This window comes from Psychrobacter sp. WY6 (assembly GCF_018448495.1).
GTDB lineage: Bacteria > Pseudomonadota > Gammaproteobacteria > Pseudomonadales > Moraxellaceae > Psychrobacter.
This window is the reverse complement of record NZ_CP049902.1, coordinates 2395190-2421015: the sequence shown is the minus strand read 5'-3', so window position 1 is coordinate 2421015 and position 25826 is coordinate 2395190. Positions and strand designations below refer to the sequence as shown.

The window sequence follows — 25826 nt, the reverse complement described above, 5'->3', positions numbered from 1 at the left end:
CTTTGATTCCCTTTTATTATGATTGAGTCTTTCTTATACTACTCGGTTGGTATAGCGAATTAGTCGTCAATAGACTATTTTGTTCATTTTATGATGGGATATCTAATGAGATTTACATGGTAACGCTAACCCCGACACAAGATAAATACTTGCCCTATGTGCTAGCGGTGGCGCTATTTATGCAAATTTTGGATGCCACTATATTAAATACGTCATTACCGCAGATGGCACAGGCGCTGGGTGAGTCTCCATTAAAAATGCAGTGGGCGGTGATCAGTTATGCGCTAACTTTGGCCATATTTATTCCCATCAGTGGTTTTTTGGCGGATAAATACGGCACGCGCCGAGTATTTTTGGCAGCGATTATTATCTTTTGTATTGGCTCACTGCTATGTGCTGCGTCACCAACGTTGGATTTTTTGATTGGCTCACGGGTTATACAAGGCATTGGCGGGGCGATGATGACGCCTGTGGCTCGCTTAATATTGGTCAAATCCTACCCACGCAATAAGCTGCTGACCGTTATGAACTTTGCGGTAATTCCTGCTTTGGTAGCACCGCTAGTAGGACCGGTCTTAGGTGGCTATATCGTACAATATACCAGTTGGCATTGGATATTTTTGATCAATATACCGATGGGTATTTTTGGCTTTATCATGGGCAAAAAACTGGTTCCGGCACTATTTGAGGATACCAAGCGGCTTGATTGGACAGGATTTTTATTGTTTGCGGCAGCGGCTTGTGGGTTTACGCTTGCTGTAGAGTTCGGCTCACAGACTGGTCGAGGGTTTTATGGGTTGTTGCTTAGTTTGGTGGCCAGTTTATTGATAGGCGCTTATATCTGGCACGCCAAGCGTCGTCAAGCACCGTTGTTCCCCTTGAGTTTGTTTGACATTCGCACCTTTCGTATTGGCATCACTGGTAACCTATTCACGCGCTTAGGTATTAGCGCCGTACCGTTTTTGCTGCCGCTGTTGCTGCAAGTGGTGTTTGAATACTCACCGTCGCAGGCAGGTTGGCTACTCGCGCCCATCGCGGTCGGTGCTATCGGGATTAAACCATGGGTCAGTAAAATTATTCAGCGTTATACTTATCGCAAAGTGCTGGTCTTCAACACGTTTTTGATGGGCACGCTCATTATTGTGTTGGCACAGTTTACCGATGCCTCACAGTGGTTATGGTTTATCCCTATTTTGACCATAATGGGCGCTTGTAATTCTATGCAATTCAGCGCGATGAATACGATTACTATTGGTGATTTGCAAGGCGCTCAAACCAGTAGCGGCAATAGCTTGATGGCGGTCAATCAGCAGTTAGCGATTAGTTTCGGTATTGCTTTTGGGGCAGCGGTACTGACGCTGTTACGTGAAAGGCTACAAATGGATACGCTGACAGCGTTTCAAACCACCTATTGGATACTTGGGGTCTTGACCATTCTCTCGGGGCTTTACTTCTTACGACTTAAGCCCGAAGATGGACGCGGCTTATACTGAGCCGCTGATATTTGGATTTTGAATAAAGAGTTTGAAAAAATATTGATTAAGCGTTGATTTTGTCAGCAGTGCAGATAGCACGCGTTGTCAAATATGAGACAAAAATGCCAGCATGTGAGTGATTATAAACCACAAGACACGCTGGCATTTTTAGAGCATATTACGGCTCATTGCATCAACAATGAACCATTAAGGCGCGTCATCATCCATTTGTGATTGGATATAGCGCTCAACCCCAATGCTTTCGATCAAGTCTTCTTGAGTCTCTAACCAGTCTTGATACTCTTCATTACCATCTTTTAGCGTCACCAATAGCTGGCGTGACACATAGTCAGACTTTGTTTCACATAGAGTAATGGCATCGGTAATGATCTCGAATTTTTGTTTTTCTAGGCGCAAGTTGCATTCGATAATCTCTGGCACATCTTCACCGATGAACATCTTGCCGTAATCTTGCAAGTTTGGTAAACGCCTAGCAATAAAATCCGGGCAATCAGCTCATCAGACCATTTCATCTCAGCGATGGATTGTTTATAGAAACTCTCATTGAGGGCTTCTAATCCCCAATGGCGCGCAATGCGCGCATGTAAAAAGTACTGGTTGATGGCAATCAATGACTGTCCGAGCACTTTATTTAAAGCGCGAATAACTCTTTATCCCCTTTCATTATCTCTTCCCTTTCATGCCGTTATTTATGCTAAATACTATGGTTATTGTTCATATCTTCGTGACATTAAACAAGATTGGGAGTGACTTCAGCCATTTGGCTTTGCAGATAATTGGGCAGACTAATCATATCAATTAAGCGCAACTGTTGCTCAAGCCAATGCGCATGATCTTCTTCAGTGTCTTTTAGTTGTTCTACCAACATCTCACGCGTGACATAATCGCGCTCTGCTTCACAGAGAGCAATACCGTCTTTTAAGTGCTGTTGTACTTGATACTCTAGCTCAAGGTCAAGTTGCAGCATTTCAGGAACTGTCGCGCCGATATTGATGGCATTTACCGTCATTTTCGGCGTGCCGCTCAGCATTAGGATACGGCGAATAATAGATTGGGCATGTAGCGTCTCATCTGCCATCTCATGATGGATACGGTCGTACAATTTGCCATAATGCCACTCAGCATACATTTCTGAGTGAATAAAATACTGGTCACGGGCAGCAAGCTCACCGCCTAACAAAAAATTCAAATAATCAATGACTTTTGGGCTACCTATCATAACCTATACTCCCCTATTTATATTTTACAGATCACCGTACATTCATAATTATCCATATAAGGATAGTACTATTGGTAAACTGATCAGTAAAGATCAAAATCAACAAAACGTCTTACAACGTGAGACAGATATAGTAGCATATAGGCGCTATACAGCTTGTAATGTTATGAACTAAGAATAAGATGCTAATTGAGAATCATAATTAGCTAGCTTTAGTAATCACTGATTTATCGCAACAATGGCTGCTAATGATGCTCAATATCATTGTAGTAGGTGTATGAGTAAAGTTATATGGACGCTCGCAACTTACCCTTTATGTATAATGACCAAAGGATAAGTGCGGAATATTGAATGTATGTGGTATCGAGGCGTACTAGTGATATTGGTGTAATGGGTGATGAACAGCTGGGTAGTAAATCTCTGGTTTGATAACGCTTAGACAGCGTAAGCCAAGACATCGAGTCTCGCATGATGCTCATCTAGGTAATCGTTAACCATCGTTCGCAGCAGCCACAGCAAGTCGCAACATCGAGGGTATCTTTTAGACCGTCAAGGGTATCGATACCTGAAGCAATGGCTGCTTTGATTTGCTTTTCTTTTACGTCATTACAGATGCATACGTACATGGTCTGGCTCCTCTGAATACCGCTATTCGGTAACTGCTTTTATTGCTCATAAATTTAGTGCATTGATGATAAAAATGGTGATTAGAGTGTTTGTCTTGATATTCACGGTCATTTTTATGGCTTGATGTATAATAACGATAACTATTATCATTTGCAATAGCATTTGATATATTATTGGTATAAAAGTACAGTCATCAAAGTAGAGTTATATTGCACGCAGTTAATTGATGTAAGTGAATATAAGCGTGCGTGTAACCGAATATGATGAAAGGTAGTAAATTAACGACGAACTGTAATTTAGCCCATTTTTTAATCGATTTGTAGATAACTGCTGTTATATTGAACCCCTATTAACAAAGCCCAATTGGAATTGTTCTATGTCTGATAATAATTTTACGATACGACCTATCGAGTTATTTAAAGTCTTATCTGACCCGACGCGCTTAAAAATATTTCAAATTCTATTTAACAAAGAATCGCGCTGTGTTGGTGAGTTGGTAGAAATACTAGATCAACCACAGCCAACAATATCGCGTCATTTGAACCATTTAAAGAAACTCGGCATTTTAAGCTGTGTTCGCGACGGTACGTGGATGTGGTATGAAGTCGCTGACGACTTGCCAGAATGGTGCCAAGAGATTTTGGATATTACTTATAAACAAATATCTAGCAAAGATATCGATATGTCCAAGCCTGCTGAGATATGATGACTATCTAGCATTATTGCTATCAACATTTGATCTCAATAACGCTAGATACCAAATGAAATTGAGACCTGCTTTAACCCATAAAAAAAGACCTACAATAAATAGGTCTTTTTTTATGGGTGATAATAGAAGAACTGCACCAAATTTTACTATGCCAAATCTAAAAAATCACTAATAAACGCATTGGCTGGTTGGTGTATCAGCTCCTCCGATGTGCCTACCTGCTCTACCCGCCCTTGATTCATGACCACGATCTCATCTGAGACGGCGCGGGCTTCTTCTTGATCGTGAGTGACCATGATACTGGTAATACCAAGCTCATGGTGGATGTTCTTTAACCACGTGCGCAGCTCTTTACGTACCTTGGCATCGAGTGCACCAAAAGGCTCATCGAGCAACAATAATTTTGGCTTCACTGCTAAGGCGCGTGCCAGCGCAATCCGCTGACGCTGACCGCCTGATAATTGATGCGGATAAGCATTGGCAACTTGTGGTAACTGCACCAAGTCTAATAGCTCAGCAACGCGCTTATTGATATCTGCCTTACTTGGCCGCTCATTCTTTGGTAACAAGGTCAGTCCAAAGGCGACATTATCGGCGATATTTTTATGACGAAACAATGCGTAATGCTGAAACATAAAGCCAATATGGCGCTTTTGTACTGGCGTATTGGTCACATCCATCTCATCAAACAATATCTGCCCTGAATCAGCATATTCTAAGCCGGCGATAATGCGTAACAACGTCGTTTTGCCACAGCCTGATGGTCCCAGTAAAGTGGTCAGCTTGCCAGTCGGCACGGTGATATTGATATTATCTAAGGCGGTAAACTGACCGAATTTTTTATTAACGTTGCGAATCTCGATGCTCATAATGGGTTCTCTTATTATATCTTTGCTATGGTGGCAGATTTTTTGGTTACCGCATTTACATTATTAAATTAAATCTAATGCCAGCCCTTTCAGACCAAGTGTAGATAGTATTACTTATCCGAAATTTCAGCGGTTGTTGCATCAGTAGTATTGGTAGCCTTCGTAGCGTTGGCACTTACCAGTAATTCAGGCACACTTGCCAGCCGTTCGGACTTGGCAAATTTGCGCTCTTGTAGCTTAGTCATGACTTGTTGAATAAGCAACGTCACGAGCGCCAGCGCGGCAAGTAGGCTTGACAAGGCAAAAGCGGCGGTAAAGTTATAATCATTGTAAGCAATCTCAACCAGTAGTGGCATGGTGTTGGTCTCGCCACGAATATGACCAGATACCACACTCACCGCCCCAAACTCACCCATTGCCCGCGCATTGGTCAAAATCAAACCATAAAGTAGTGCCCATTTGATATTGGGTAATGTCACATGCCAAAACGTCTGCCAACCAGTTGCGCCCAAGGTCAATGCCGCTTGCTCTTCAGAGTCGCCTTGCGTCTGCATCAGCGGTATCAGCTCACGTGCTACAAAAGGGAAAGTAACAAACAGCGTTGCCAATACAATACCTGGAACCGCATAAATAACTTGGAATCCCATGCTTTCAAGCCAGCCGCCAATGGTGGAATTGAGTCCGAATAGTAAAACAAACATCAGACCTGCAACGACGGGTGATACTGAAAATGGCAGATCAAGCAAGGTGGTGACCAGCTGCTTACCTTTAAACTGATAGCGCGTCACTAACCATGCAATTGCGATACCCATCACCATATTAATCGGCAAGACGATAGCCGCGGTAATTAACGTCAGCTTAATGGCTTGCAGGGCTTCTGGGTCAACCAACGAGGCAATATACAACTGCCAGCCACCTTTAAAGGCTTCATAGAACACAGCCAGCAAGGGAATGACCAACATGATGACCATAAAGAGCACTGCGATGACGATAAAGGTAAGGCGTATCCATGCGTATCTTGTCGCTGCATTGCTCTGGTAGTCATAGCTATTAGATATTTGCATTAGCGAGCTCCTACACGGCGCGACAGTTTCCACTGCACAATGTTAATGGTCAATAAGATCACAAATGAGATCAGTAGCATAAATAATGCAACCGCAGAAGCCCCTTGAACATCAAACTGCTCTAGTTTACTAATAATGAGCGGTAAAATCTCTGATTGCATGGGGATATTGCCAGCGATAAAGATAACCGAACCGTACTCGCCAGTGGCACGAGCAAACATCATGCCTGCACCCATGAGTAAAGCGGGCAAAAGCTCTGGCAAAATTACTTTGCGAAACGTCGTAAAACGATTGGCGCCCAATACCGCGGCTGCCTCTTCAAATTCGACCGATAGCTCAGCGAGTACAGGCTGTACCGCACGGACAATAAAGGGGAAACTGACCACAACCAAGGCGAGCCAAATACCTATAGGTGTAAAGGCGACCTGAATGCCAAATTTATCAAACCACTGACCAATCAAACCATTAGGGGCATAAAGGGTCGCAAGCGAAATGCCCGTGACCGCCGTTGGTAATGCAAATGGTAAATCAACTAGCGCATTAATCAACGACTTACCCCAGAACTCGTAGCGTACGAGTACCCAAGCGACCAATGTGCCAAACACCATGTTGGTCAGCATCGCCAAAAATGACATCCATAAGCTTAGCTTGATAGCAGCAGTGACTTGCGGCTGACTAATCGTCTCCCAGAATCCAGTCCAACCCATCTGAGTCGTGGTGTAGGCCATCATGGCAAACGGTAATACCACCAGTAGCGACAAGCTAAAGACCGTGATACCCATGCTCAGGCCGAACCCTGGCAGCACATTGCGTTGGCGCAAACGTGTTAACCACCCTTTTTTTGCAGGGGCTTCGCTGGCAGTGTTTTTGCACTCATAATGATGTCCTATTGCCTAACCAATCGTACTTAGCGATGATTACTATTTATTGTTATTGCTTCACGTGGGTTTTCACTATTGATACTTAAAAAGAGCACTTAACAGAAAGCATTTAACGATGATGTCGTCCATAAAACCATGCTATCAGGTAGTTATTAGTGTGCTTACGGTATAAAGGACATAGCGTATATGACCATGTCCTTTATAAGGTTCTGCATGACTAACGGTGTGACTGACTGCATTTGCTAGCGCAGTAGCTTCTCTTATGCACTTAGCAAGTGATTACTGCGGTGCGTTAATGGCGAGCTGGTCGAATACACCGCCATCGCTGAAGTAGGTACCCATGATTTCATCCCACGTGCCAAAGGCATCATTTGGACGGAAGGTTTCGATTGGTGGTAATTTATCACCATTTTTATCAAGGACGCTTTTGACGCTAGGACGCAAGTATAGATTGGCTGCTAGCTGCTGGGCAGGCTCGCTCCATAAGTAGTCAAGATAAGCTTTTGCGGCATCCGTTGTGCCTTTTTTATCTGTCACTGACTTGACAATCGCAACAGGGCTTTCTGATTTAATAGAGTATTTAGGATAAACGATATCTACTTTACCCGCACCGAAATCAGTGGCGGCAAGGTTGGCTTCATTTTCAAAAGTCACTAGGACATCACCAATACCACGTTGAACGAAAGTGGTGGTCGCGGCGCGCCCGCCATTTTCATAAACTTTGACGTTTTTGAGCATGTCTTTCACGTAGTTTTTGGCATTGGTCTCGTTTTTATCAAAAGCATGTAAGCCATAACCATAAGCGCCCAAGAACGCATAACGACCATTACCGGTCACTTTTGGATTTGCCATGACGATCTCAACGCCTTCTTTGGTCAAATCTTCCCAGTCATTGATACCTTTTGGATTGTCTTTACGGACTAGGAATACGATGGTGCTGGTAAAAGGAACGGCATTGTCTGGGAATTTACTTTCCCAATCTGACTCAACCAAACCCTTTTTCTCAAGTAACTCAATATCAGAGCCTTGGTTCATGGTAGCGACATCTGCTTGCAGACCATTGGCAACCGACAGCGCTTGTTTGCTTGAGCCACCATGTGACTGCTTGATTAGAATATTGCTGTTTGGATTTTCCGCTTTATAATGCTCAACGAATAATGGGTTGTAGTCTTTATAAAAGTCACGTGCCACATCATATGAGACGTTCAGTAGCTCAATATTTTGACCTTCTGTGGCAGCGGTGCCATCTGCATTAGCAGTCGTCTCTGTCTCGCTATTGCTACAGCCAGCCAGCCCCAAGGTTAATGCAACGCCTGCAATGCTCAAGACGTTACGTTTTTTACTTTTTTGTTGATAGTGCAAAGCGTATGTCATAAATCCCTCAAAGGTATCTGTTAAGTAATGCAAGTATGCTAACAGTGCCATCTTATTATGTTTAATGATGAATATGCGTATGTTATTGCCAAAATGGAATAACAAAGGGATAAATACAAGGTTATCAATCACTTAAATAGTATCGTTAATACATAACGCTGACACACTACTAACTACCCGCTCTGGCTCATACAAATTGAGCACTTTGAGTATGTATCAGGCCATTGACAATCTCTTGATAAACGGCTCCCTACTTCACTCTTGCCAGCTGATCAAAACGCCCACCATCGACAAAGAAAGTGCTCATGATCTGCTCCCAATAACCAAACACTGCTACCGGCTCAAAAGTCTCAATATCAGGCAAAGTTGCTTTGTGAGCTGCCAGCACTTGTGGGTTACTTGGACGCATATACATCTCTGCCATCAGCTCTTGTGCTGGGGTGTCCCATAAGCCTTTTAAGTAAGCATTCGCCGCTGCCGTCTTGCCGTCTTTGTCAGTGACGGCTGTTACGACCGCCACTGGGTTCGCAATCACAATAGAATAACTGGGATAAATGATATTGACCTGTCCTTTGGCAAATTGCTTGGCGGCTAAATGCGCTTCATTTTCGGTCGTGATGAGCACATCGCCCAGCCCGCGCTGAGTAAAGCTGGTCGTTGCGGCGCGTGCGCCATTGTCATAAGTGACCACGTTTGCCAGTAGCTTTTTGATAAAATCATCCGTTTTGGCAGGACTTTGCATCGTTTCTTTAAATTGATGTAATCCGTAACCATAAGCACCCAAAAACGCATAACGCGCGGTGCCACTGGTTTTCGGGTTTGGTATCACTACGTCGATATCGTTACGCGCCAAGTCCGACCAGTCTTTGATGTTTTTGGGGTTACCATCGCGCACCAATAACACCATGATACTGGTATAAGGCACCGCATTGTTCGGGAACGCTTGCTGCCAATCAGCTGTGACCAAGCCTTTTTTCACCAACAGATTCATATCACTTTCTTGGTTTAAAGTGACTACATCTGCTTGCAGACCATTGGCAACCGACAATGCTTGTTTGCTTGACCCACCATGTGATTGGTTGATATTGACCTGACTGTCTGAATGCTTTTGTTGATAATCTGCGCTAAATAAAGCGTTATAATCTTTATAAAAATCGCGTGATACATCATAAGAGACATTTAACTGATATTTTTTGCATCACCTGTCGCGTTCGAGCCGTCTTGTTGAGTGGCTTCGGTAGGATTACAGCCTGTCATTAGCATGGCAAAGGCTAGTACGCTACCAACTTTAACACTGATATTGGCTAGCGGCATTGGCGTCTTTTTATCCTCAATAAGGGTATGCAGGTTAGCAAAATGACTCTTTTGAGATATTTGCTGAATACTTTTGTTATCTGGTTGCATGGGTGCTCTCGATAATGTTGATAATAGAAGCGTTTTCCACAGCATTAACAATCTTATTAATGCTCATAATTCTTTGGATGCGGTTCTATGGATAATGAGAAACATGCTAACAGCATGTGAGTCAAATGCTTAGTGACAAATGCGCTTATCGAGTGATTAACTTGGCATAAGTCATTTTATTAATTATTTTACAAGGCTTATTTTTTCTAAGTATTTTGCGCTATAGTGATGAGCAGACACTTTTGAGTAAGTAATGGTATTGCTTACTATATAGACGAGCCTTTATGTAAACGATACTATCTCTTGTAGTGGTCAACTAATATCCTTACAGCCATGCTGTTAGGCGTTGCGTTTAGATAACGACCATTCCTCTTACACTCCTTTATCAAAGGTACTTAAATGATCATGTCTCCACCTCGTCACTCACGCTTTTTTTCAGTATTTTTCACCACATCGGCGGCTCTGTTTGCCTTAAGTGGCTGTAATAACGTGACACCTAGCGTGAATCACCAAGCTATAAAACAACCGATAACCGATGTCATGCCAGCTGTGCAAGCAGTCGTTGGAGATTATGCTGATGAAGGTTATGAAAAGCGCGCGCAAGGCTATGATTGGGTTGGCGTGATGGTACGAGCAGATGGTGATCGACAGATTGACATTAGAGTTCGCTCACGCAGCGATATCAAAAAACCTACTTGTCACTTCGATGGTAAAGCGACATTCATGGGGCAAGATACTGCTCATGGTATGATTTTTCAGTCAAAGGTAAATGACAGCACGGCTTTTTTTCAATTTAAGGATGACACCCTCATCATCGACAGCCCAGACAAGTATGCACTGAACTATTTTGCTCAGGTGGAGGCTCGCTTGCTGGAGAATATAAAAAGCTGGCAGTAGGTTTGGAGATTTAATAGTCATCGCTAGCATGTGTTAGGACGTGTTTTTCATTTCAAAAGTAGTGATAAAAACAAAAAGGTGCCAGACAATAAGTCTGACACCTTTTTATGACTGGCTTAGTACGGGTTATTTATACTGATGATCTGCCCTTATACCGCAGATGCACCCGTTAATTTAACTTCAGCACGCTCTTCTTTTGCAATGCCGGCATAGTAGTCACGCAAAATTTGTAGTATTTCTGGACGGCTAAAGTTATCTGGTACATCTTCGTCTTCTGATAGCGCTTTACGCAGCTTAGTACCTGACACTTTAACGTGCTCAGAGGCGTCATGCGGGCAAGTTTTGTCTGATGCCATCGCGTTACAAGCGTTACACCAGAACGTCCAGCCAATTTTGAGCGGTTGGGTGATAAGGTCGTCTTTACCAACGTGTTCAAAAATAGTTTGCGCATCAAACGCACCGTAGTAATCGCCGACACCCGCATGGTCACGACCGACAATCAGATGGCTACAGCCATAGTTTTGACGGAATAGCGCATGTAATAATGCCTCACGTGGGCCAGCATAGCGCATATCCAACGGATAGCCTGCTTGGATAACGGTATCTTGTCTAAAGTAGTTGTCGATCAAGGTTTTGATGGCTTCTTGACGAACTTCTGCTGGGATATCGCCAGGTTTCAATGCCCCTAATAATGAATGAATCAATACACCATCACAGATTTCAATCGCAATCTTGGCCAGATATTCATGTGAGCGGTGCATTGGATTACGCGTTTGGAATGCCGCCACTGTTTTCCAGCCTTTAGCATCCAAAATTGCGCGCGTTTCTGCTGGCGTTTTGTAGATTTCTGGATATAACGTTGGGAACTCACCTTCGCTAAGTACTTCAACACTACCGGCAATATTGACGGCTTCTTGGTTTAATACTTGTTGTACGCCTGGATGCTCTGAATCCGTGGTCGTAAATACTTGCTGACACTCATGCTCTTTATCGATGGTATAAGTCTCTTCTACCGTCAAGATACCCATGACTTCGCCATCTTGAGCGACCAAGGCTACTTTGTCGCCTTGACTCAAATTATCCGCAGTCTCTTTTGGCGCAGACAAAGTGATAGGAATTGGCCAAAACAAGCCAGCGTTTTCACCGCTTTGCAGACGCATGTTGTCTACCACGCCCTGCCAGTCCGCTTGATTCATAAAACCATTTAACGGAGTAAAACCACCAATACCGAACATGATTAAATCACCACGCTCACGTGAGCTTAGAGTGATGGTCGGCAATGTGCTGGCAAGCTCTAATGCTTGATCACGTGCTGCACCGTTTAATATAGTGGCTTAAGCTCTGCACTACCATGTGGTGGAACCAGCTTTGATTTGAATTGTGATTGGGTTTGGCTTTGAGTTTGAGACATATAGTTATTAAAACCTCTTATAAAAAGAATGGTTGGAAGAGATGAGCAAAAATGCAAAAGCGATTAAATGTACAAAACTGAGAAGAAAGCCGTCGCTAGATAATAAGTAGCGTACTAGCGACTGGGCATTAAATTTGATACGCATAGGCTACCTAACTTTCGTTATGAAAATTTATGCTGTGTTTGGATATGGATATGTCTGAAAGGAATTTATGTTTCTGGCTACAAGCTTATATGATGTATAGCTGAATTATTTACATTGCGAACGGCAATAAAACCTATTACACACGCAAATCATTTTCGTCGCTGATTTTAAGATTAAAAACAAAACTGAGATTACGTCATGTATCAATATAATTACGCTGACCAGACTTTGGTAGAGGAACGAGTTGCCCAATTTCGCGACCAAACCGAGCGATTTTTGGCAGGTGAGCTGCCAGAAGAGCAGTTTTTGCCGCTGCGATTACAAAACGGCCTTTATATTCAGCGTTATGCACCGATGTTGCGTATCGCTATTCCTTACGGGCTACTTGCCAGCTACCAATTGCGAAAATTGGCTGAGATTACCCGTAAGTATGATAAAGGCTATGGGCACATGACCACCCGTACCAATATTCAGCTGAACTGGCCAAAACTAGAAGAAGTGCCAGACATTTTGGCTGAGCTTGCGACAGTACAGATGCATGCCATCCAAACCTCAGGTAACTGTATCCGTAATACGACAACGGATCCTTATGCGGGTATCCATAAAGAAGAAATTGCTGACCCACGCCCTTATTGTGAGATTATCCGTCAGTGGTCAACCTTCCACCCTGAGTTTGCCTTTTTACCACGTAAATTTAAAATTGCAGTCATCGGTACCGAAGCGGATCGAGCTGCGACGCAAGTCCATGATGTGGGTCTGCACGTCGTTACCAATGACGCAGGCGAGCTTGGCTTTGAAGTGATCGTTGGTGGTGGCCTCGGGCGTACCCCTATTATCGGCAAAACGATTCGCAAGTTTTTACCTCGTGAGCATTTACTCAGCTATCTCGATGCCGTTTTGCGCGTTTATAACTTGCATGGTCGCCGTGATAACAAGTACAAAGCCCGTATTAAATTTTGGTTGATAGCTTAGGTGGCGATCAGTTTGGCAAATTGGTGGAGGCTGAGTGGGAAGCACATACTAAAGATGGCCCGCTTACCTTGACTGAAGAGAATTTTGACACCGCTGCTAGCTACTTTAGCATGCCTGATTATCAGTCATTTGATGCGCTCGCAGTACAATCAGAGTTGCAAGCACAATTGGCAGACAATAAAGATTTCGCTGATTGGTATAAGCAAAAACCGTGGCACATAAGGTGGACGGTTACCGTGCGGTAGTGATCTCTTTAAAAGCCGGACTGGTGGACGGTCGTTATGTGCCATCAGGTGACTTGAGTGATGCGCAAATGGATGCGCTTGCCGATTTGTCTGATCGTTATAGCTTTGGTGAATTGCGCGGTACGTATCAGCAAAATCTGGTATTCGCTGATGTGCAAACCAATGAGCTTTATGAATTGTGGCAGCAGCTAGCAGAATTGCATTTAGCGCGTGCCAATATCAACACCTTAACTGACATGATTGTCTGCCCAGGTTGGGACTACTGCTCGCTTGCCAATGCAACGACGCATAACATCGCTGAACAAATCGAAAAGCAGTTTGATGATTTAGATTACTTGTATGATCTTGGTGATATTCGCCTAAACATGTCAGGCTGCATGAATGCTTGCGCCCATCATCACACAGGTGATATCGGCATCTTGGGTGTGGACAAAAAAGGCGAGCACTGGTATCAGATTAGCCTTGGCGGTAACTCTAGTAATGACGCCAAATTGGGCAAAATCTTAGGAAAAGCGGTGCCAGCGGATGATGTGGCCAGCACGCTACAAACCATTTTAGATGTGTATCTCGATATACGCGGCACTAACGAACAAGATGTTGAGGGTTTTGGTGACGTGATTGACCGCGTTGGTATCGCCCCCTTTAAGGAGAAGGTCTATGGCTAATCATCATGTGCTTGATAGCCATGGCGCAGACATCAGTGGCGAAGATACTTGGCAAGCGCTAGCGACAGCGCAGCTGCCTGACGGTATCGCGTTATCAAACCTGACCTTACTTGAGCTGTTACACAAACAAGAAAAAGTTGATGTACTTGTCCCACTAGCAGATTTATTAAATGCTGATGGCAAACTGGCAAACGGTTTGCTCGCGCAAGTATTGGATATCCTCAAGCAGCACAGCAGCCGATTGGGTGTGTGGATCACATCCAACACCGATGCTGATGATCTGCCTGATGTAAAAGAATTTTTATTGACGCAAGACTTGATCGTCATTCATGTCCCAAGTTTGTAGACGGTCGCGGTTTTAGTTTTGCACAGACCCTGCGTCAGCTTGGTTATGAAGGTGATATTCGCATGGCAGGCGCGTTTGGTCGTGATCAAATCGCTTATTTGCTGCGCGCTGGTGCTACTAGCTTTGTACTCAATGAGCATGATGCTAAATCTGATATTAGCCAAGCCTTCACTGCCCTAGCCAGTAGCTATGATGGTCGAGACGCTTCAGCATTACCGATGTTCTCAAAAAACTGATTTTATTATTCACTATCAAATCGCTATTTTTATATTAACAATTATTAAGGAATGTATTATGAGCCAATTACACCCAAACCTAGATATCGACCAAGCAAACCAAGATTTGCAAGGTAAATCACCTGAGCAAATCGTTGAGTGGGCATTGACGCAAGCCAAAAACCCAATCATCACCACCAACTTCCGTCCTTATGAGTCAGCGATCTTGCATTTGGTTGCCAAGCAGCGCCCTGACATCACCGTATTATGGGTAGATTCAGGCTATAACACCGATGCGACCTATCAGTTTGCCAACAAATTGATTCGTGATCTTGATCTCAACGTCGTGACGTATATTCCAAAACAAACCGCTGCCCATCGTGACGCCACCATGAATGGCATCCCAGGCATTGACAACCCGCAACATGGCGAGTTCACTGAACAAGTGAAACTTGAGCCATTCCGCCGCGCGCTAGATGAGCTAAAGCCTGACGTGTGGTTCAATGCCATTCGTAAAGAAAACGGAATTCCGTCAAGGTCTTGATGTACTTAGCCTATCAAAAGATGGCGTGTTAAAAGTAGCACCATTGTTTGAAAACACTGACGCCGATTTAGATGTTTATCTCGAAGAGCATAACTTACCGAATGAATTTGATTACTTTGATCCGACGAAAGTAGAAGAAAGCCGTGAGTGTGGTTTGCATACGCAGTTGTAATTTTAGCAGCAATCCATAAAGTAAAAGCCCTCTTATGATTTAAGAGGGCTTTTTTATTTTCATATTCGATTCAATATTCAGTCCCACAAAATTTGAATCTATAATCCAAGCGCTAGCGCTACTGCCAAAACAATGAGAACACACGCAAGTATCAAAATTATCGAGCTAACTGCCAACCGCCTTTCTCATCCCTTTTACCCATGACTGCCAAAACCAACACTAGACTTAACATCAGTAATAAGTACCAAGAGCCCAGCTTACCCCAACCTACCATATGCCATACATTCGCTTGTGACGGATAACGCCAAATATTGGTAAAAGTAGCAATATTTTCTGCCAACCAAACCAAAAAAGCGAGGAACAACAGTAATGGTAAAAATGGACATTGATATTGCTTGGTATCACGCAATTGAAGATTATTTTTGTGATGGATTTGAAAAAACACTCTGGTTTTCCAAAATAAAACTACTGAAGCGATGAACAATATATTGCGAATATCAGGGACAAAAAACTTAGTGAAGAAGTTGGCATAAGAAAAAATAACCAATACACTCACCCATAGTAAACGTGGCAAGTCGGTAAAAGAGGCATTAAACAATCTTAAGCCACGCGCTAAAAAACTACCTACGGCCGAATACATAAAACCGGCAAAAAGTGGCACAGTGGCAATTCTAAAAATGGATGGTTCAGGATAGTACCAAGAACCAATTTTGGGATGGGTTAAAAACAGCTCCATTGCCATGGCCATGATATGAAAAATAGCAATGACCCATACCTCACGCGGTGTCTCTAACTTGAAATAAACCAAAAAGACTTGAATAATTAAAGCGTATCCCAACAAGAGATCGTAGCGATAGATGCCGCCAGAACCGACCAGCTTATTTGATGAGTCAGTACAAAAGCCAATAATAAAAGGATGCCAAACAAAGCAGACGCTAAACTTAGCACGGCGCCACGCGGAATAATGTTCAACACCTTAGATTAGCACTACAATCATATTGACTACCGTTTATTGCTTTAACAGCTCGCTTAATACGCTATGGTGAACCATGACATACATCTTACTCTTCCTCACAATAGCTTATTATATAAAGTATTCATTAGAGGCCGCCAAACTATAGCAAATACTCCGCTTAATAGACAATTTTCTATTATTTTTGAATATCTCTATCTGTATAAAGAAGTCAGCATTTGAATAATTAACGTTTCTTGAACGTTTTATTGTCTAACATTGCGGTATTCTATGGCTTGCCTCAGTGGCTGCTCGGCATTAAACCGACGCTATAAAGCCGCATCATGGACAAAGTTACTCATCCTTTTTTATTTCCTTATAGGCACTCGCGCTCATCAATATGGATATTTATTATGTCTTTTATAAAAAAATCGATTCACTCTATGAAAAACTGCACGATAAGCTACCAGCGGTAGGCAAGACCGCCTCTTTTTTAACTGGTACGAGTGTTCTTACTGCCAATAGTGCGATGGTGGGTCTGCCCATCTGGACTTTGGGAGCGGCAAAAGTATTGACAGGAGCAAAAGCTGCGGATGATGCGCTGATTGCGATTACCAAATACTGGATTAATAGTAATAACGCCGTCATTGATCATGCCCTACCTCATAAAGACTGGCGCATTAACCTGCCTGACGACCTGAGCGAAGACAAGCAGTATCTATTGGTAAGCAACCATCAATCGTGGGTTGACACCAGCATTGTGCAATATATCAGCCAAGATACGCTGCCTCTGACACGGTTTTTTACCAAGTTTAATCTGATTTATATTCCTGTTATCGGTCAAGCCTTTTATTTCTTAGACTTTCCGATGATGAAGCGCTTTTCTGCCAAAGCGATGGCCAAGAATCCAGAGCTTAAAAAACAAAACCTGCTTGAGGCTAAGCGTGCTTGTCGTCAATTAAAGGACAAACCTTTCGCGCTATTAAACTATTTGGAAGGGACGCGCTTTACTAAAGAAAAACATGACCAACAAAAATCCCCTTATCAGCATTTGTTAAAACCACGGGCTGGCGGTTTGTCATTAGCAATTAATGCGTTAGGCACTGAGTTGGATTCTATCTTAGACGTGACCATTGTCTACCCAGACGGCGCGCCTGACTATGATGATTTATGGAAAGGCAATATTCGCCGTTTGGGCGTCGATGTGACTCGCTTAAAGATACCAGACGAATTATTTGCTGCCATCATGGACGGCGGCTATGACCGTGATGAAACCACCAAAAAAATGATGTTTGACTGGTTAGAGGATATCTGGCAACAAAAAGATGCCCGTATGACTAAGATGCTGAGTGAGTTTGAATAGGTTTTGGCATCCGGTTAAAGATGTTTGATATTCTTACGCCTATCACGTAAATCAAATGCCTTACGTGATAGGTCAAGTTCATCACAAGATCAGACTTTAGCTTAGCTCCAAATTTTTCTGTAAATAAATAGTTATAAGAGCTAAATCAATGCAGTCGCTGTCCTCGTTTATCGATATAGTAGCCTTCGCCATCTTTATAAACATAAGCTTTGCCGTCAAGGAAGGAGTCAACTTGATCATAATCAAGGAATGACTGTCTGTCCTGCTTTATTTAGATAACCACCTTTACCATTTTTTGAACTGCAACCAGACCTTCAGAGAACTTGTCACTCAAATTATAAATTAAAGGAATGACGATATTGCCTTTTTTATCAATAAATCCCATTTTATATCTTTCGACTGTACCGACCTCGTACGTTGTTTTATAAGCATTATTAACCAATGCTAAGCCGTCAGAAAACTTACCAGCGGAATCATAAGAAAAGTCAATAATTCCTTCACCTAGTTTATTGATATATCCGTATTTTTTGTGAAGCTTGACTGGCGCTAGACCTTCTTGAAAGCTACTGGCGTAATCATATTGTAAAGAAATAATTTGCTCACCCTTATTGTTAAAGAAACCCCACTTGTCATCTTTAGCAACAGCAACCAAACCTTCTATTAAATAATTTACATTATCGTATTCTATCGGTATGACTAGCTTGCCTTTATCATTCATAAAGCCCCACTTATCATCCTTTTGTACGCTAACCAATCCCTCTGAAAACCCACCTACTTCATCATATATTATAGGAATAACGACTTTATTTTTTTTATTGACGTAACCCCATTTCCCACCTTTACTGACGGCTATTAGATTAAATTCAAAGCTGGGACTCACTTCATCATATTCTATGGGGATTATTTGTTCATTCATTTTGTTAATTAAGCCCCACTTACCATTCAGGCTGACTCGCGATAATCCTTTAAAAAAAGCATTGGCATCGTCATACTTAACTGGAATGACTATCTTATTATTCTTATCAATAAAACCATATTTATCATCTTGCTCTATTCTTGCCATCCCTTCATAAAAATCATTATCGCTCTCATAAACCATTTCCTTTGTATCGTCTTTCTCTAATTTAGACTCTAAATTGGTTGCGGCTTGACCATTTAGCATCAAACCAAAGGATAATCCAAATATAGCAAAAGAATATGTTATTGGTTTTCTGCGATTATTGTTCAGAATCATGGTTCTTATCTTCACTATTTAAATTTCAAGACTGAAATTATGTCTTATATTGACTAAGATTGCACATTCTAATCTATTCCCTTTTACACCAAAAACCCTCACCAACATGACAAAAACGAATATGCTAATGCCAATTCGCTACGTGAGCGTATGCCTGTGATACATCATAATAGCGACATACCTTACATTGAATGAATTACAGGTAATCCTATGAACACCTTTCCATTATTTTTTAAATTAGAAGGTCGCAAAGTACTTATCGTCGGCGGCGGCGATGTGGCGCTACGTAAAGCGGATTTGCTCAGCCGTGCTGGCGCGTGTATTATTGTCCTTGCACCAAGCATTAGCCACGAAATACAAGCCTTGTTAAGTGATAGCAAGCACGAATTGATTTATAAAAACTATAATAAAACCTATATGACAGACTCGCGCGTCATTATTGCTGCCACTGACGATGAGACACTTAACCATCAAATACATGCTGATGCCACTGAGCTAAACATTCCAGTTAATGTAGTCGATACGCCCCATTTGTGCGATTTTATCTTCCCCGCGATTGTTGATCGCAATCCAATCGTGATTGGCATATCGTCAAACGGCAAAGCGCCAGTGCTGGCACGTCTATTGCGAGCACGCCTCGAAACCTTGATTCCGCAAGGTTATGGTAAATTGGCCAAGCTGGCTGGCGAGTTTCGAAGTGAAGTCAAAGCCAAAATTCCAACATTGACGGGACGTCGACAGTTTTGGGAGCGTGCCTTTGAGGGTCAAGTCAGTCAGCTGATGTTTGCCGGTAATGAAAAGGAAGCAGCTGCGCAATTAAAGTTAGATCTAGATAGCACCACTGCGGCAATCACTGCAAAAATACCGCAGATGATAATGCGCTTAGCACTGTTGCGGAATCCGCTTCAACCTCTGCTCCCGTGATATCAGATGCGCCAATAGAAACAGAAAACGCTATAGGCGAAGTCTATATCGTTGGTGCAGGCCCAGGTGACCCAGAGCTGCTCACTTTTAAAGCGCTGCGTTTGATGCAACAAGCGGATATCGTCTACTATGATGCGCTCGTCTCACCACAGTATTAGACCTATGGCCGCCGTGATGCTGATAAGTGTTTGTTGGCAAAAACGTAGCAATCATGCTGTGGCGCAATTGGGCATCAATGAGTTGTTGGTCAATAGCGCAAAAGAAGGTCGCCGTGTGGTGCGCCTAAAAGGCGGTGATCCCTTCATCTTTGGACGTGGCGGCGAAGAAATTGAGAGTTTGCGTGCGCACAGTATCCCTTATCAAGTCGTACCTGGTATTACCGCTGCCAATGCCGCCGCAAGCTATGCTGGCATTCCATTGACTCACCGTGACCATTCGCAGTCGGTGCGTTTTGTCACTGGATTTTTAAAGGCTGGCGCACCCAATAGCAATTTTAAGAGCTTTTTGAATACGGATGAAACAGTCGTCTTTTATATGGGGTTGCATTCGCTGGCGCGTTTGACGACAGGCTTGATTGATGCAGGGCGCAGTAGCGACACCCCAATCGCCATCGTCTCCAATGCCAGTATGCCCAATCAGCAGGTATTAACGGGAACGCTTGCCGACATCGTTGAGTTGCAAGAAAAAAATCAGCTACCCACGCCAGCCTTGCTCATTATGGGAGACGTGGTCGCACTCCATCATGATTTGGCTTGGTATAATTTGCAAAATCAGCAGAAAAACAACAATAGTGACACTACAGCTAGTAACTGGCTACGTGGTGGCACAGCGGCTACACCAAAGGCAGATCATACCAGCCAGCAAGCCCATGCGTTATCAATGGTGGCCAATTTAGCAACGGCTGATGATGGTTTGGAGCAGTTAGTGATTGGTTGAAGTATGATTTTAAATTTCCAAAAAGCCCTGCCAGTAGATTAGCAGGGCTTTTGAGTATAACGCTATTGATCTTTTATGAGCTATTCGTTTTTAACAATTAAGATTTGGTCTTTCGTTTCTCAATGACTTTTATTAGCGTGCTATGAATTGATGATGCATCAGCAGGCGGATTGCTAATAGGTGTATTCTTGATGAGCAAAGTGTATTCATAATTAGGTTCAAAATCAAAACCTTCTATACCACTATATCGATACTCCCAGTCGGCGTTAGCTTGTTCAGCAGGCTTAGTCAGTAAACATGATTGCGGCGCAACACCGACACAGTCTACTTGATGGTCAGCGATGATTTTACGTAAAACATAAGGCATCGCATGGACAGTAATGTGGCGCTTACTATCTATCTGATTGTAATGTCGATTGCTCTCCCATCACTTCAACATAATCGCCTATGGTTAATTTCTGCATTTGATGGGCGTTTTTCTGAGCAAAGTTGGCTTTACTGATTTCTGCGGTATACGTCTGTCCATCCTGAGCGACGATAGTAACTTTTTGCTGCTCTCTGTCTTGCGAGATGACCTCAGTCACTTGACCAATGATTGCGTCAGAATGACTCGGTTTAATCGAATGGACAAACGCGGTGCTATCTTTTATTTGACTCACACTGGTTTTATTATTCATATTTGCTTGCTCATAACTGCTACAAGCAGCCAAAAAGGAAGTGGCAATTAAAGCCAATGTGCATAATCTGATAAACGACATAACATACCCTTATTAATAATGGCTTGGATGTTACTAAATATGGACCTTTTCTAGTACCATTTATTTGTTACTTAATACTATTAACAATCCGCTTTGTTAATCAGCTTTTTTAAATAGCCATTATTTTTAATAAACGTTCATCGTTTCATTTACGGCTCAATGTCACTACTCATTCGTATCCACTTTGCTTTACTGTTAAGTTTATAACAAAGCAAATCGCACCAATTCTTGCTAGAATAATCGATGTCTTTTATCCATCATGAAGCTCAATTATGCCTGTATCTACTACCAAACCTCTCACTATCCTTCATACTTCCGACTGGCATTTGGGGCGCAGGCTTTATGGACGAATGCGTTATGACGAATTTGAATCGTTTTTAGATTGGTTGCAAGACACCATTAGCCTGCAAAAAGTGGATATATTAATTGTTGCTGGTGATATCTTTGACACCATGACCCCAAGCAATAGAGCTCAAGCGCTATATTATGAATTTTTAGGAAAAGTTTCAAAATCATGCTGTCAACATATCGTTGTTGTGGCAGGTAACCACGATTCACCTACATTTTTAGATGCGCCCAATCAAGTATTAAAGTTTTTAAACGTACATGTCATTGGTATGGCTTGTGAAGACTTAAATGATGAAGTGTTGGTTCTAAATGACGAGCACGATATTCCGTATTGTATCGTGACTGCCGTCCCCTATTTACGTGACCGTGATGTTAGAAGTAGTGGTGCTGGCGAGTCGGCTGATAGCAAAGATGCCAATGTCATCAAAGGCATTCGTGCTCATTACGATGAAGTGGCTAGCATTGCCAAAGCCAAGCAATATGAGCTTACTGAGACTATTGAGCACCATGTTCATAATGTTCCTATTATTGCTACAGGGCATTTATTTGCGGCTGGTGGCAGTACAACAGCAGATGATGGCGTACGTGACTTATATGTCGGTAACTTAGGTAAAATATCTGCCGATATGTTTGATGAGTGCTTTGATTATGTGGCGCTTGGACACTTGCATGTGCCGCAGCGCGTTGGAGGACGTGAGCATATTCGCTATTCAGGCTCGCCTATTGCCATGGGTTTTGGCGAAGCTCGCCAGCAAAAACAGGTATTATTGGTACGGTTTGGTAATGAAAAATTCATGAATGATAGTGTTATTAATAGCTCAGACCTACAAACGGAAGTTACTCCTGCGGAAAATAAGAAAACCTTGAGCAGTACTAAGAGCAATAACGACTTTATGGATGACTTATTTGGCTTTGAAGATACTTCTAAAGAGGAAGTTATATCGTTATCAGAATCAGAAAGTAACGACCCTCTAAGTAGTAATCACCAGTTATTACCTCAACTTACGAGAGATAAAAACCCTAGTAAAGATTCGACATTGCTGCATCACGACACTGACCGTGACATGCAAGTCCTCTCTGTCCCCATTCCTTGTTTTCAGTCATTAGCGCAAGTCTCAGGTGATATGCAAACCATTGAGACAACCATTCATACGCTGACGCAGTCGTGCTCATCGTTAGAGTCAACTTGGCTTGAAGTTATTTATACTGGCGATGACATTGTTGCCAATCTGCGTGAACAAATAGAAGCTATAGTAGACGGCTTGCCATGTGAGGTACTGAAAATCAAAAACCTTTCCACTTATGATAAGGTGCTCAATCAAGAGTCAGCCTCTGAAACCTTACAAGATTTAAATGAGTTAGAAGTATTTGAACGCTGTCTGACGCTTAATGAGGTAACAGACGCGCAGAAGCTGAGCCTACGCGACGCTTATGAGCAAATACTGCATGCCATTCATCATACAGACAGTAGAGCAGAATAATGACCGAACAAAATTGGGATACAAAGTACGAAAAATTAAAACCGATTATTGATTGGGCTATTAAAAATAATATTTCAGAAGACATTATTCCAAGAAGCGTCAGACAATTGGATCAAGTCACAGAAATAAATATGGCGTCCAAGCAAATAAATGATCTGCCCGATAGTTTTGGCAATCTTATTAACCTTACTACGCTTGATGTGAGCCTTAACAACTTAACGACCTTACCTGATAATTTTAGCAACCTTATTAATCTCACTAAGCTTAACCTGAATTTTAATAGTTTGAAGAATCTGCCTGATAGTATAGCTAGCCTGACACAACTAACTCAGTTAGCTTTTGCAAATAATACGTTAACACACTTACCCAGTTGTATTTACAACCTTACTAAACTAGAAGTTCTTGAAGCTTCTGATTGTGGATTACTTGAACTACCAAGCTGGATTGGTGCACTACAGCAACTAAAAACACTAAGTGTACATGAAAATAACCTCTCCTCTCTGCCTGATAGCATTGGTGATCTCACCGCGCTGGACGAGCTGATGCTATCTGACAATAAACTCAAAGAATTACCAGATAGTATGAACAAATTAACCCAGCTTTCACTACTGAGTATTGGTAACAACAGCTTCAGTCAATTCCCTGAAATCATTACTGAGCTTTATCTATTAGAGCATCTTGAAATCTCTGAAAACAACCTGTCTCACATACCTAATGATATTAGTAAGCTTACCGAGCTATCTATCATTAATGCTAGCGATAACAATCTTACTCAATTTCCTGAAGCTTTGTATAATGTTCCTTCACTAGTAAATATTCATCTGCCTAATAATCAGATATCAAGTATCACATCTAATATCTCTAATTTGACACAATTACACACGCTTAATCTGGATTTTAATCAGCTCACTGAACTTCCAAGATGCACACAAGTAACACTGCTTAGCGTAAATAACAACCAAATTGAGCGATTACCCAATAGTTTTAGGGATTTTTCTGAGTTATACGGATTGTCGTTGAATAATAAAAATCACTGAGTTTCCAAATGACATTCAAGTAGGTCTATTAACACTTAGTGGTAATAAAATATCCATATTACCTGACAGTATTGGCAATATATCGACGTTGACTGTTCTAGCACTCGAAAACAATCAAATAACCACATTGCCTAGTAATATAGGCTGTCTCCATCAATTAGCAGTTCTTTTACTAGACAACAATCAACTCACTGAACTTCCAGATAGTATTGGTGATTTAATAGAGTTAGAGCAACTGACACTAGACAACAATCAACTTAATGAGTTTCCAGATAGTATTGGCCAGCTAACTAACCTCAGTGTACTTAATTTTGAACACAATAATATTAAAGTGCTACCTAAAAGCTTTCAAAAATTAATTCAGTTACCCAGCCTTATTGTCATCTTGGATGACTACAAACCCTCTATATTCAAATCTATAAGTAATTTTATTTTCCGTTTTTTTATCAAGCCTTTTAAGCGAATCCCTGCTTAATAATGATGACAAAAAATAAAACACCCTAATTTTACTACCAAATTTTATAAGACCCTGCCATGCGCCTAATAGAATTACGCCTAAAAAACCTAAACTCGCTCAAAGGCGAGTGGCTTATTGACTTCACCGACCCCGCTTTTATTAGCGAAGGTATTTTTGCCATTACCGGACATACTGGCGCTGGCAAGACTACCATTTTGGATGCGATTTGCTTAGCGCTATACAGTCAGACTCCGAGACTGGGTGATATCACAGGTGCATCTAATGAGATGATGACCCAAGGTACTGGCGAGTGTTCAGCTGAAGTGGTTATAGAAATTGGCGGTAAGCATTATCGCTGCTTTTGGTATCAGCATCGCGCGCATAAAAAACCCAAAGGCAAGCTTGCCTCTATTATCCATGAGATCAGTGACGTTGAAACAGGTGATATCTTAGAGGATGCTAAGTCTAAAACAGCGCCGTTTATCAAAGAACTCATTGGCATGGATTTTAGCCAATTTACGCGCTCAATTATGTTGGCGCAAGGTGGTTTTGCTGCTTTTTTAAAATCAGATACATGGGAAAGAGCCGCTATTTTAGAGAAAATAACTGGCACTGATATTTATGCGCAAATATCTAAAAATGTCTTTGAGAAAAAACGGGATAAGGCATGAGCTTGCTAAATTGCAAGCTGGTGTGGATAGCTTACCCTTATTGAGTGCTGAAAACGAAGCACAACTGATAACAGAACTACAAACGCAGCAAAGCTTACAAACAACGCAGCAGCAAGACTTTGATACCATCACTAAGCAACTGGGCTGGCTAGATGACGTTGCGAAATTAAAGCAAAGCTTAGCGCAAAATCTCACCGCACTGACCAACGCCACAAGATGAGCAAGACTTTGTTCCCAATGCTTTGCGTCTAAATGCGGCCAATAAGGCGCTTGAGATTGAAGGCGCTTTTCAAGCACTGACGCACAGTCGTGATATAAGCAAACAACTCAGCAATGAACAACAGGATTTACTTGATAAAATCCCTACTCAAACAACAATTAGAGCAAGCGACCACTTTTCGTTGCCAATA

General features: G+C 42.2%; 21 protein-coding genes and 7 pseudogenes. 15 read left to right on the top strand and 13 right to left on the bottom strand.

Annotated elements, in window-relative coordinates:
• Positions 1–116 precede the first annotated feature (116 nt).
• Positions 117–1493: a DHA2 family efflux MFS transporter permease subunit gene (locus G7Y90_RS12100; RefSeq protein ID WP_055125460.1), complete on the top strand. Its 1377-nt coding sequence runs from the start codon at positions 117–119 to the stop codon at positions 1491–1493.
• Between the two features lie 189 nt (positions 1494–1682).
• On the opposite strand, the pseudogene bfr (G7Y90_RS12095) reads toward G7Y90_RS12100, so the two are convergent.
• The 3 genes and pseudogenes from bfr (G7Y90_RS12095) to G7Y90_RS12085 all read right to left on the bottom strand — a co-directional run bounded on the left by bfr (G7Y90_RS12095) (position 1683) and on the right by G7Y90_RS12085 (position 3341).
• A pseudogene (gene bfr, locus G7Y90_RS12095) lies at positions 1683–2160 on the bottom strand (bacterioferritin).
• A 66-nt stretch (positions 2161–2226) separates the two neighbouring features.
• Positions 2227–2715 (bottom strand): bacterioferritin, encoded by a 489-nt coding sequence (bfr, locus tag G7Y90_RS12090; protein ID WP_045456174.1) that lies wholly within the window; start codon positions 2713–2715, stop codon positions 2227–2229.
• Between the two features lie 479 nt (positions 2716–3194).
• Positions 3195–3341, bottom strand: coding sequence for a (2Fe-2S)-binding protein (locus tag G7Y90_RS12085; RefSeq protein ID WP_502937356.1), 147 nt, complete (start codon positions 3339–3341; stop codon positions 3195–3197).
• Between the two features lie 377 nt (positions 3342–3718).
• On the opposite strand from G7Y90_RS12085, the gene G7Y90_RS12080 reads away from it, so the two are divergent.
• A complete protein-coding gene (locus tag G7Y90_RS12080; RefSeq protein ID WP_045456178.1) occupies positions 3719–4048 on the top strand; it encodes an ArsR/SmtB family transcription factor in 330 nt (109 codons plus the stop codon).
• A 152-nt stretch (positions 4049–4200) separates the two neighbouring features.
• Here the strand turns inward: G7Y90_RS12080 and G7Y90_RS12075 are convergent.
• The 5 genes and pseudogenes from G7Y90_RS12075 to G7Y90_RS12055 all read right to left on the bottom strand — a co-directional run.
• Positions 4201–4920 (bottom strand): annotated as a pseudogene (locus tag G7Y90_RS12075) (sulfate/molybdate ABC transporter ATP-binding protein); the annotation flags it as partial.
• Positions 4921–5030: 110 nt separating this feature from the next.
• Complete coding sequence (gene cysW / locus G7Y90_RS12070) at positions 5031–5984, bottom strand: sulfate ABC transporter permease subunit CysW (RefSeq protein WP_250162468.1); 954 nt, start codon at positions 5982–5984, stop codon at positions 5031–5033.
• Positions 5984–6805, bottom strand: a complete 822-nt coding sequence (cysT, locus tag G7Y90_RS12065) for a sulfate ABC transporter permease subunit CysT (protein ID WP_349773349.1) — start codon at positions 6803–6805, stop codon at positions 5984–5986. Before cysT ends, cysW begins: the two co-directional genes overlap by 1 nt.
• A 339-nt stretch (positions 6806–7144) precedes the next feature.
• A complete protein-coding gene (locus G7Y90_RS12060; RefSeq protein WP_201560866.1) occupies positions 7145–8239 on the bottom strand; it encodes a sulfate ABC transporter substrate-binding protein in 1095 nt (364 codons plus the stop codon).
• 250 nt (positions 8240–8489) lie between these two features.
• A pseudogene (locus G7Y90_RS12055) lies at positions 8490–9553 on the bottom strand (sulfate ABC transporter substrate-binding protein).
• Between the two features lie 495 nt (positions 9554–10048).
• Between G7Y90_RS12055 and G7Y90_RS12050 the strand changes: the two are divergent.
• Positions 10049–10540, top strand: a complete 492-nt coding sequence (locus G7Y90_RS12050; RefSeq protein WP_250162467.1) for a hypothetical protein — start codon at positions 10049–10051, stop codon at positions 10538–10540.
• Positions 10541–10689: 149 nt separating this feature from the next.
• Here the strand turns inward: G7Y90_RS12050 and sat are convergent.
• Positions 10690–11951: pseudogene (sat, locus tag G7Y90_RS12045) on the bottom strand (sulfate adenylyltransferase).
• 343 nt (positions 11952–12294) lie between these two features.
• On the opposite strand from sat, the pseudogene G7Y90_RS18560 reads away from it, so the two are divergent.
• The 5 genes and pseudogenes from G7Y90_RS18560 (at position 12295) to G7Y90_RS12015 (ending at position 15255) form a co-directional block, all read left to right on the top strand.
• Positions 12295–13978 (top strand): annotated as a pseudogene (locus tag G7Y90_RS18560) (nitrite/sulfite reductase).
• Complete coding sequence (locus G7Y90_RS12030; protein ID WP_250162465.1) at positions 13971–14324, top strand: hypothetical protein; 354 nt, start codon at positions 13971–13973, stop codon at positions 14322–14324. Before G7Y90_RS18560 ends, G7Y90_RS12030 begins: the two are co-directional and overlap by 8 nt.
• Complete coding sequence (locus G7Y90_RS12025) at positions 14276–14560, top strand: DUF934 domain-containing protein (protein WP_349773425.1); 285 nt, start codon at positions 14276–14278, stop codon at positions 14558–14560. The genes G7Y90_RS12030 and G7Y90_RS12025 overlap by 49 nt, the downstream gene beginning before the upstream one ends.
• Before the next feature lie 58 nt (positions 14561–14618).
• On the top strand, positions 14619–15083 hold the full coding sequence (locus G7Y90_RS12020) for a phosphoadenosine phosphosulfate reductase domain-containing protein (protein WP_250162464.1): 465 nt from the start codon (positions 14619–14621) through the stop codon (positions 15081–15083).
• Positions 15043–15255 (top strand): adenine nucleotide alpha hydrolase family protein, encoded by a 213-nt coding sequence (locus tag G7Y90_RS12015; protein ID WP_250162463.1) that lies wholly within the window; start codon positions 15043–15045, stop codon positions 15253–15255. Before G7Y90_RS12020 ends, G7Y90_RS12015 begins: the two co-directional genes overlap by 41 nt.
• A gap of 157 nt (positions 15256–15412) precedes the next feature.
• Here G7Y90_RS12015 and G7Y90_RS12010 read toward each other — a convergent pair.
• A pseudogene (locus G7Y90_RS12010) lies at positions 15413–16230 on the bottom strand (DUF817 family protein).
• A gap of 377 nt (positions 16231–16607) precedes the next feature.
• Here G7Y90_RS12010 and yihG point away from each other — a divergent pair.
• Positions 16608–17570 (top strand): 1-acylglycerol-3-phosphate O-acyltransferase, YihG family, encoded by a 963-nt coding sequence (gene yihG, locus G7Y90_RS12005; RefSeq protein WP_250162462.1) that lies wholly within the window; start codon positions 16608–16610, stop codon positions 17568–17570.
• Between the two features lie 271 nt (positions 17571–17841).
• On the opposite strand, the gene G7Y90_RS12000 is transcribed toward yihG, so the two are convergent.
• Entirely contained in the window at positions 17842–18804 is a 963-nt protein-coding gene (locus tag G7Y90_RS12000; protein WP_250162461.1) for a WG repeat-containing protein, read from the bottom strand.
• 210 nt (positions 18805–19014) lie between these two features.
• On the opposite strand from G7Y90_RS12000, the pseudogene cysG reads away from it, so the two are divergent.
• Positions 19015–20664, top strand: a pseudogene (gene cysG, locus G7Y90_RS11995) (siroheme synthase CysG).
• Between the two features lie 97 nt (positions 20665–20761).
• Here cysG and G7Y90_RS11990 read toward each other — a convergent pair.
• Positions 20762–21031 carry a DUF4377 domain-containing protein gene (locus G7Y90_RS11990; protein ID WP_250162460.1) on the bottom strand — a complete coding sequence of 90 codons (270 nt, stop codon included), beginning with the start codon at positions 21029–21031 and terminating at the stop codon, positions 20762–20764.
• A gap of 25 nt (positions 21032–21056) precedes the next feature.
• Positions 21057–21422: a hypothetical protein gene (locus G7Y90_RS11985; RefSeq protein ID WP_250162459.1), complete on the bottom strand. Its 366-nt coding sequence runs from the start codon at positions 21420–21422 to the stop codon at positions 21057–21059.
• Between the two features lie 272 nt (positions 21423–21694).
• Between G7Y90_RS11985 and G7Y90_RS11980 the strand changes: the two genes are divergently transcribed.
• Genes G7Y90_RS11980 through G7Y90_RS11960 form a run of 5 tightly spaced genes read left to right on the top strand, consistent with a single transcriptional unit; the run spans position 21695 to position 25636 of the window.
• Positions 21695–23251 (top strand): exonuclease SbcCD subunit D C-terminal domain-containing protein, encoded by a 1557-nt coding sequence (locus G7Y90_RS11980; RefSeq protein ID WP_201560874.1) that lies wholly within the window; start codon positions 21695–21697, stop codon positions 23249–23251.
• Positions 23251–24288, top strand: a complete 1038-nt coding sequence (locus G7Y90_RS11975; protein ID WP_250162458.1) for a leucine-rich repeat domain-containing protein — start codon at positions 23251–23253, stop codon at positions 24286–24288. The genes G7Y90_RS11980 and G7Y90_RS11975 overlap by 1 nt, the downstream gene beginning before the upstream one ends.
• On the top strand, positions 24272–24763 hold the full coding sequence (locus tag G7Y90_RS11970; protein WP_502937435.1) for a leucine-rich repeat domain-containing protein: 492 nt from the start codon (positions 24272–24274) through the stop codon (positions 24761–24763). Before G7Y90_RS11975 ends, G7Y90_RS11970 begins: the two co-directional genes overlap by 17 nt.
• Positions 24764–24822: 59 nt before the next feature.
• Positions 24823–25416, top strand: coding sequence for an AAA family ATPase (locus tag G7Y90_RS11965; RefSeq protein WP_250162456.1), 594 nt, complete (start codon positions 24823–24825; stop codon positions 25414–25416).
• A gap of 10 nt (positions 25417–25426) precedes the next feature.
• Positions 25427–25636 (top strand): hypothetical protein, encoded by a 210-nt coding sequence (locus tag G7Y90_RS11960; RefSeq protein ID WP_250162455.1) that lies wholly within the window; start codon positions 25427–25429, stop codon positions 25634–25636.
• Positions 25637–25826: the final 190 nt, after the last annotated feature.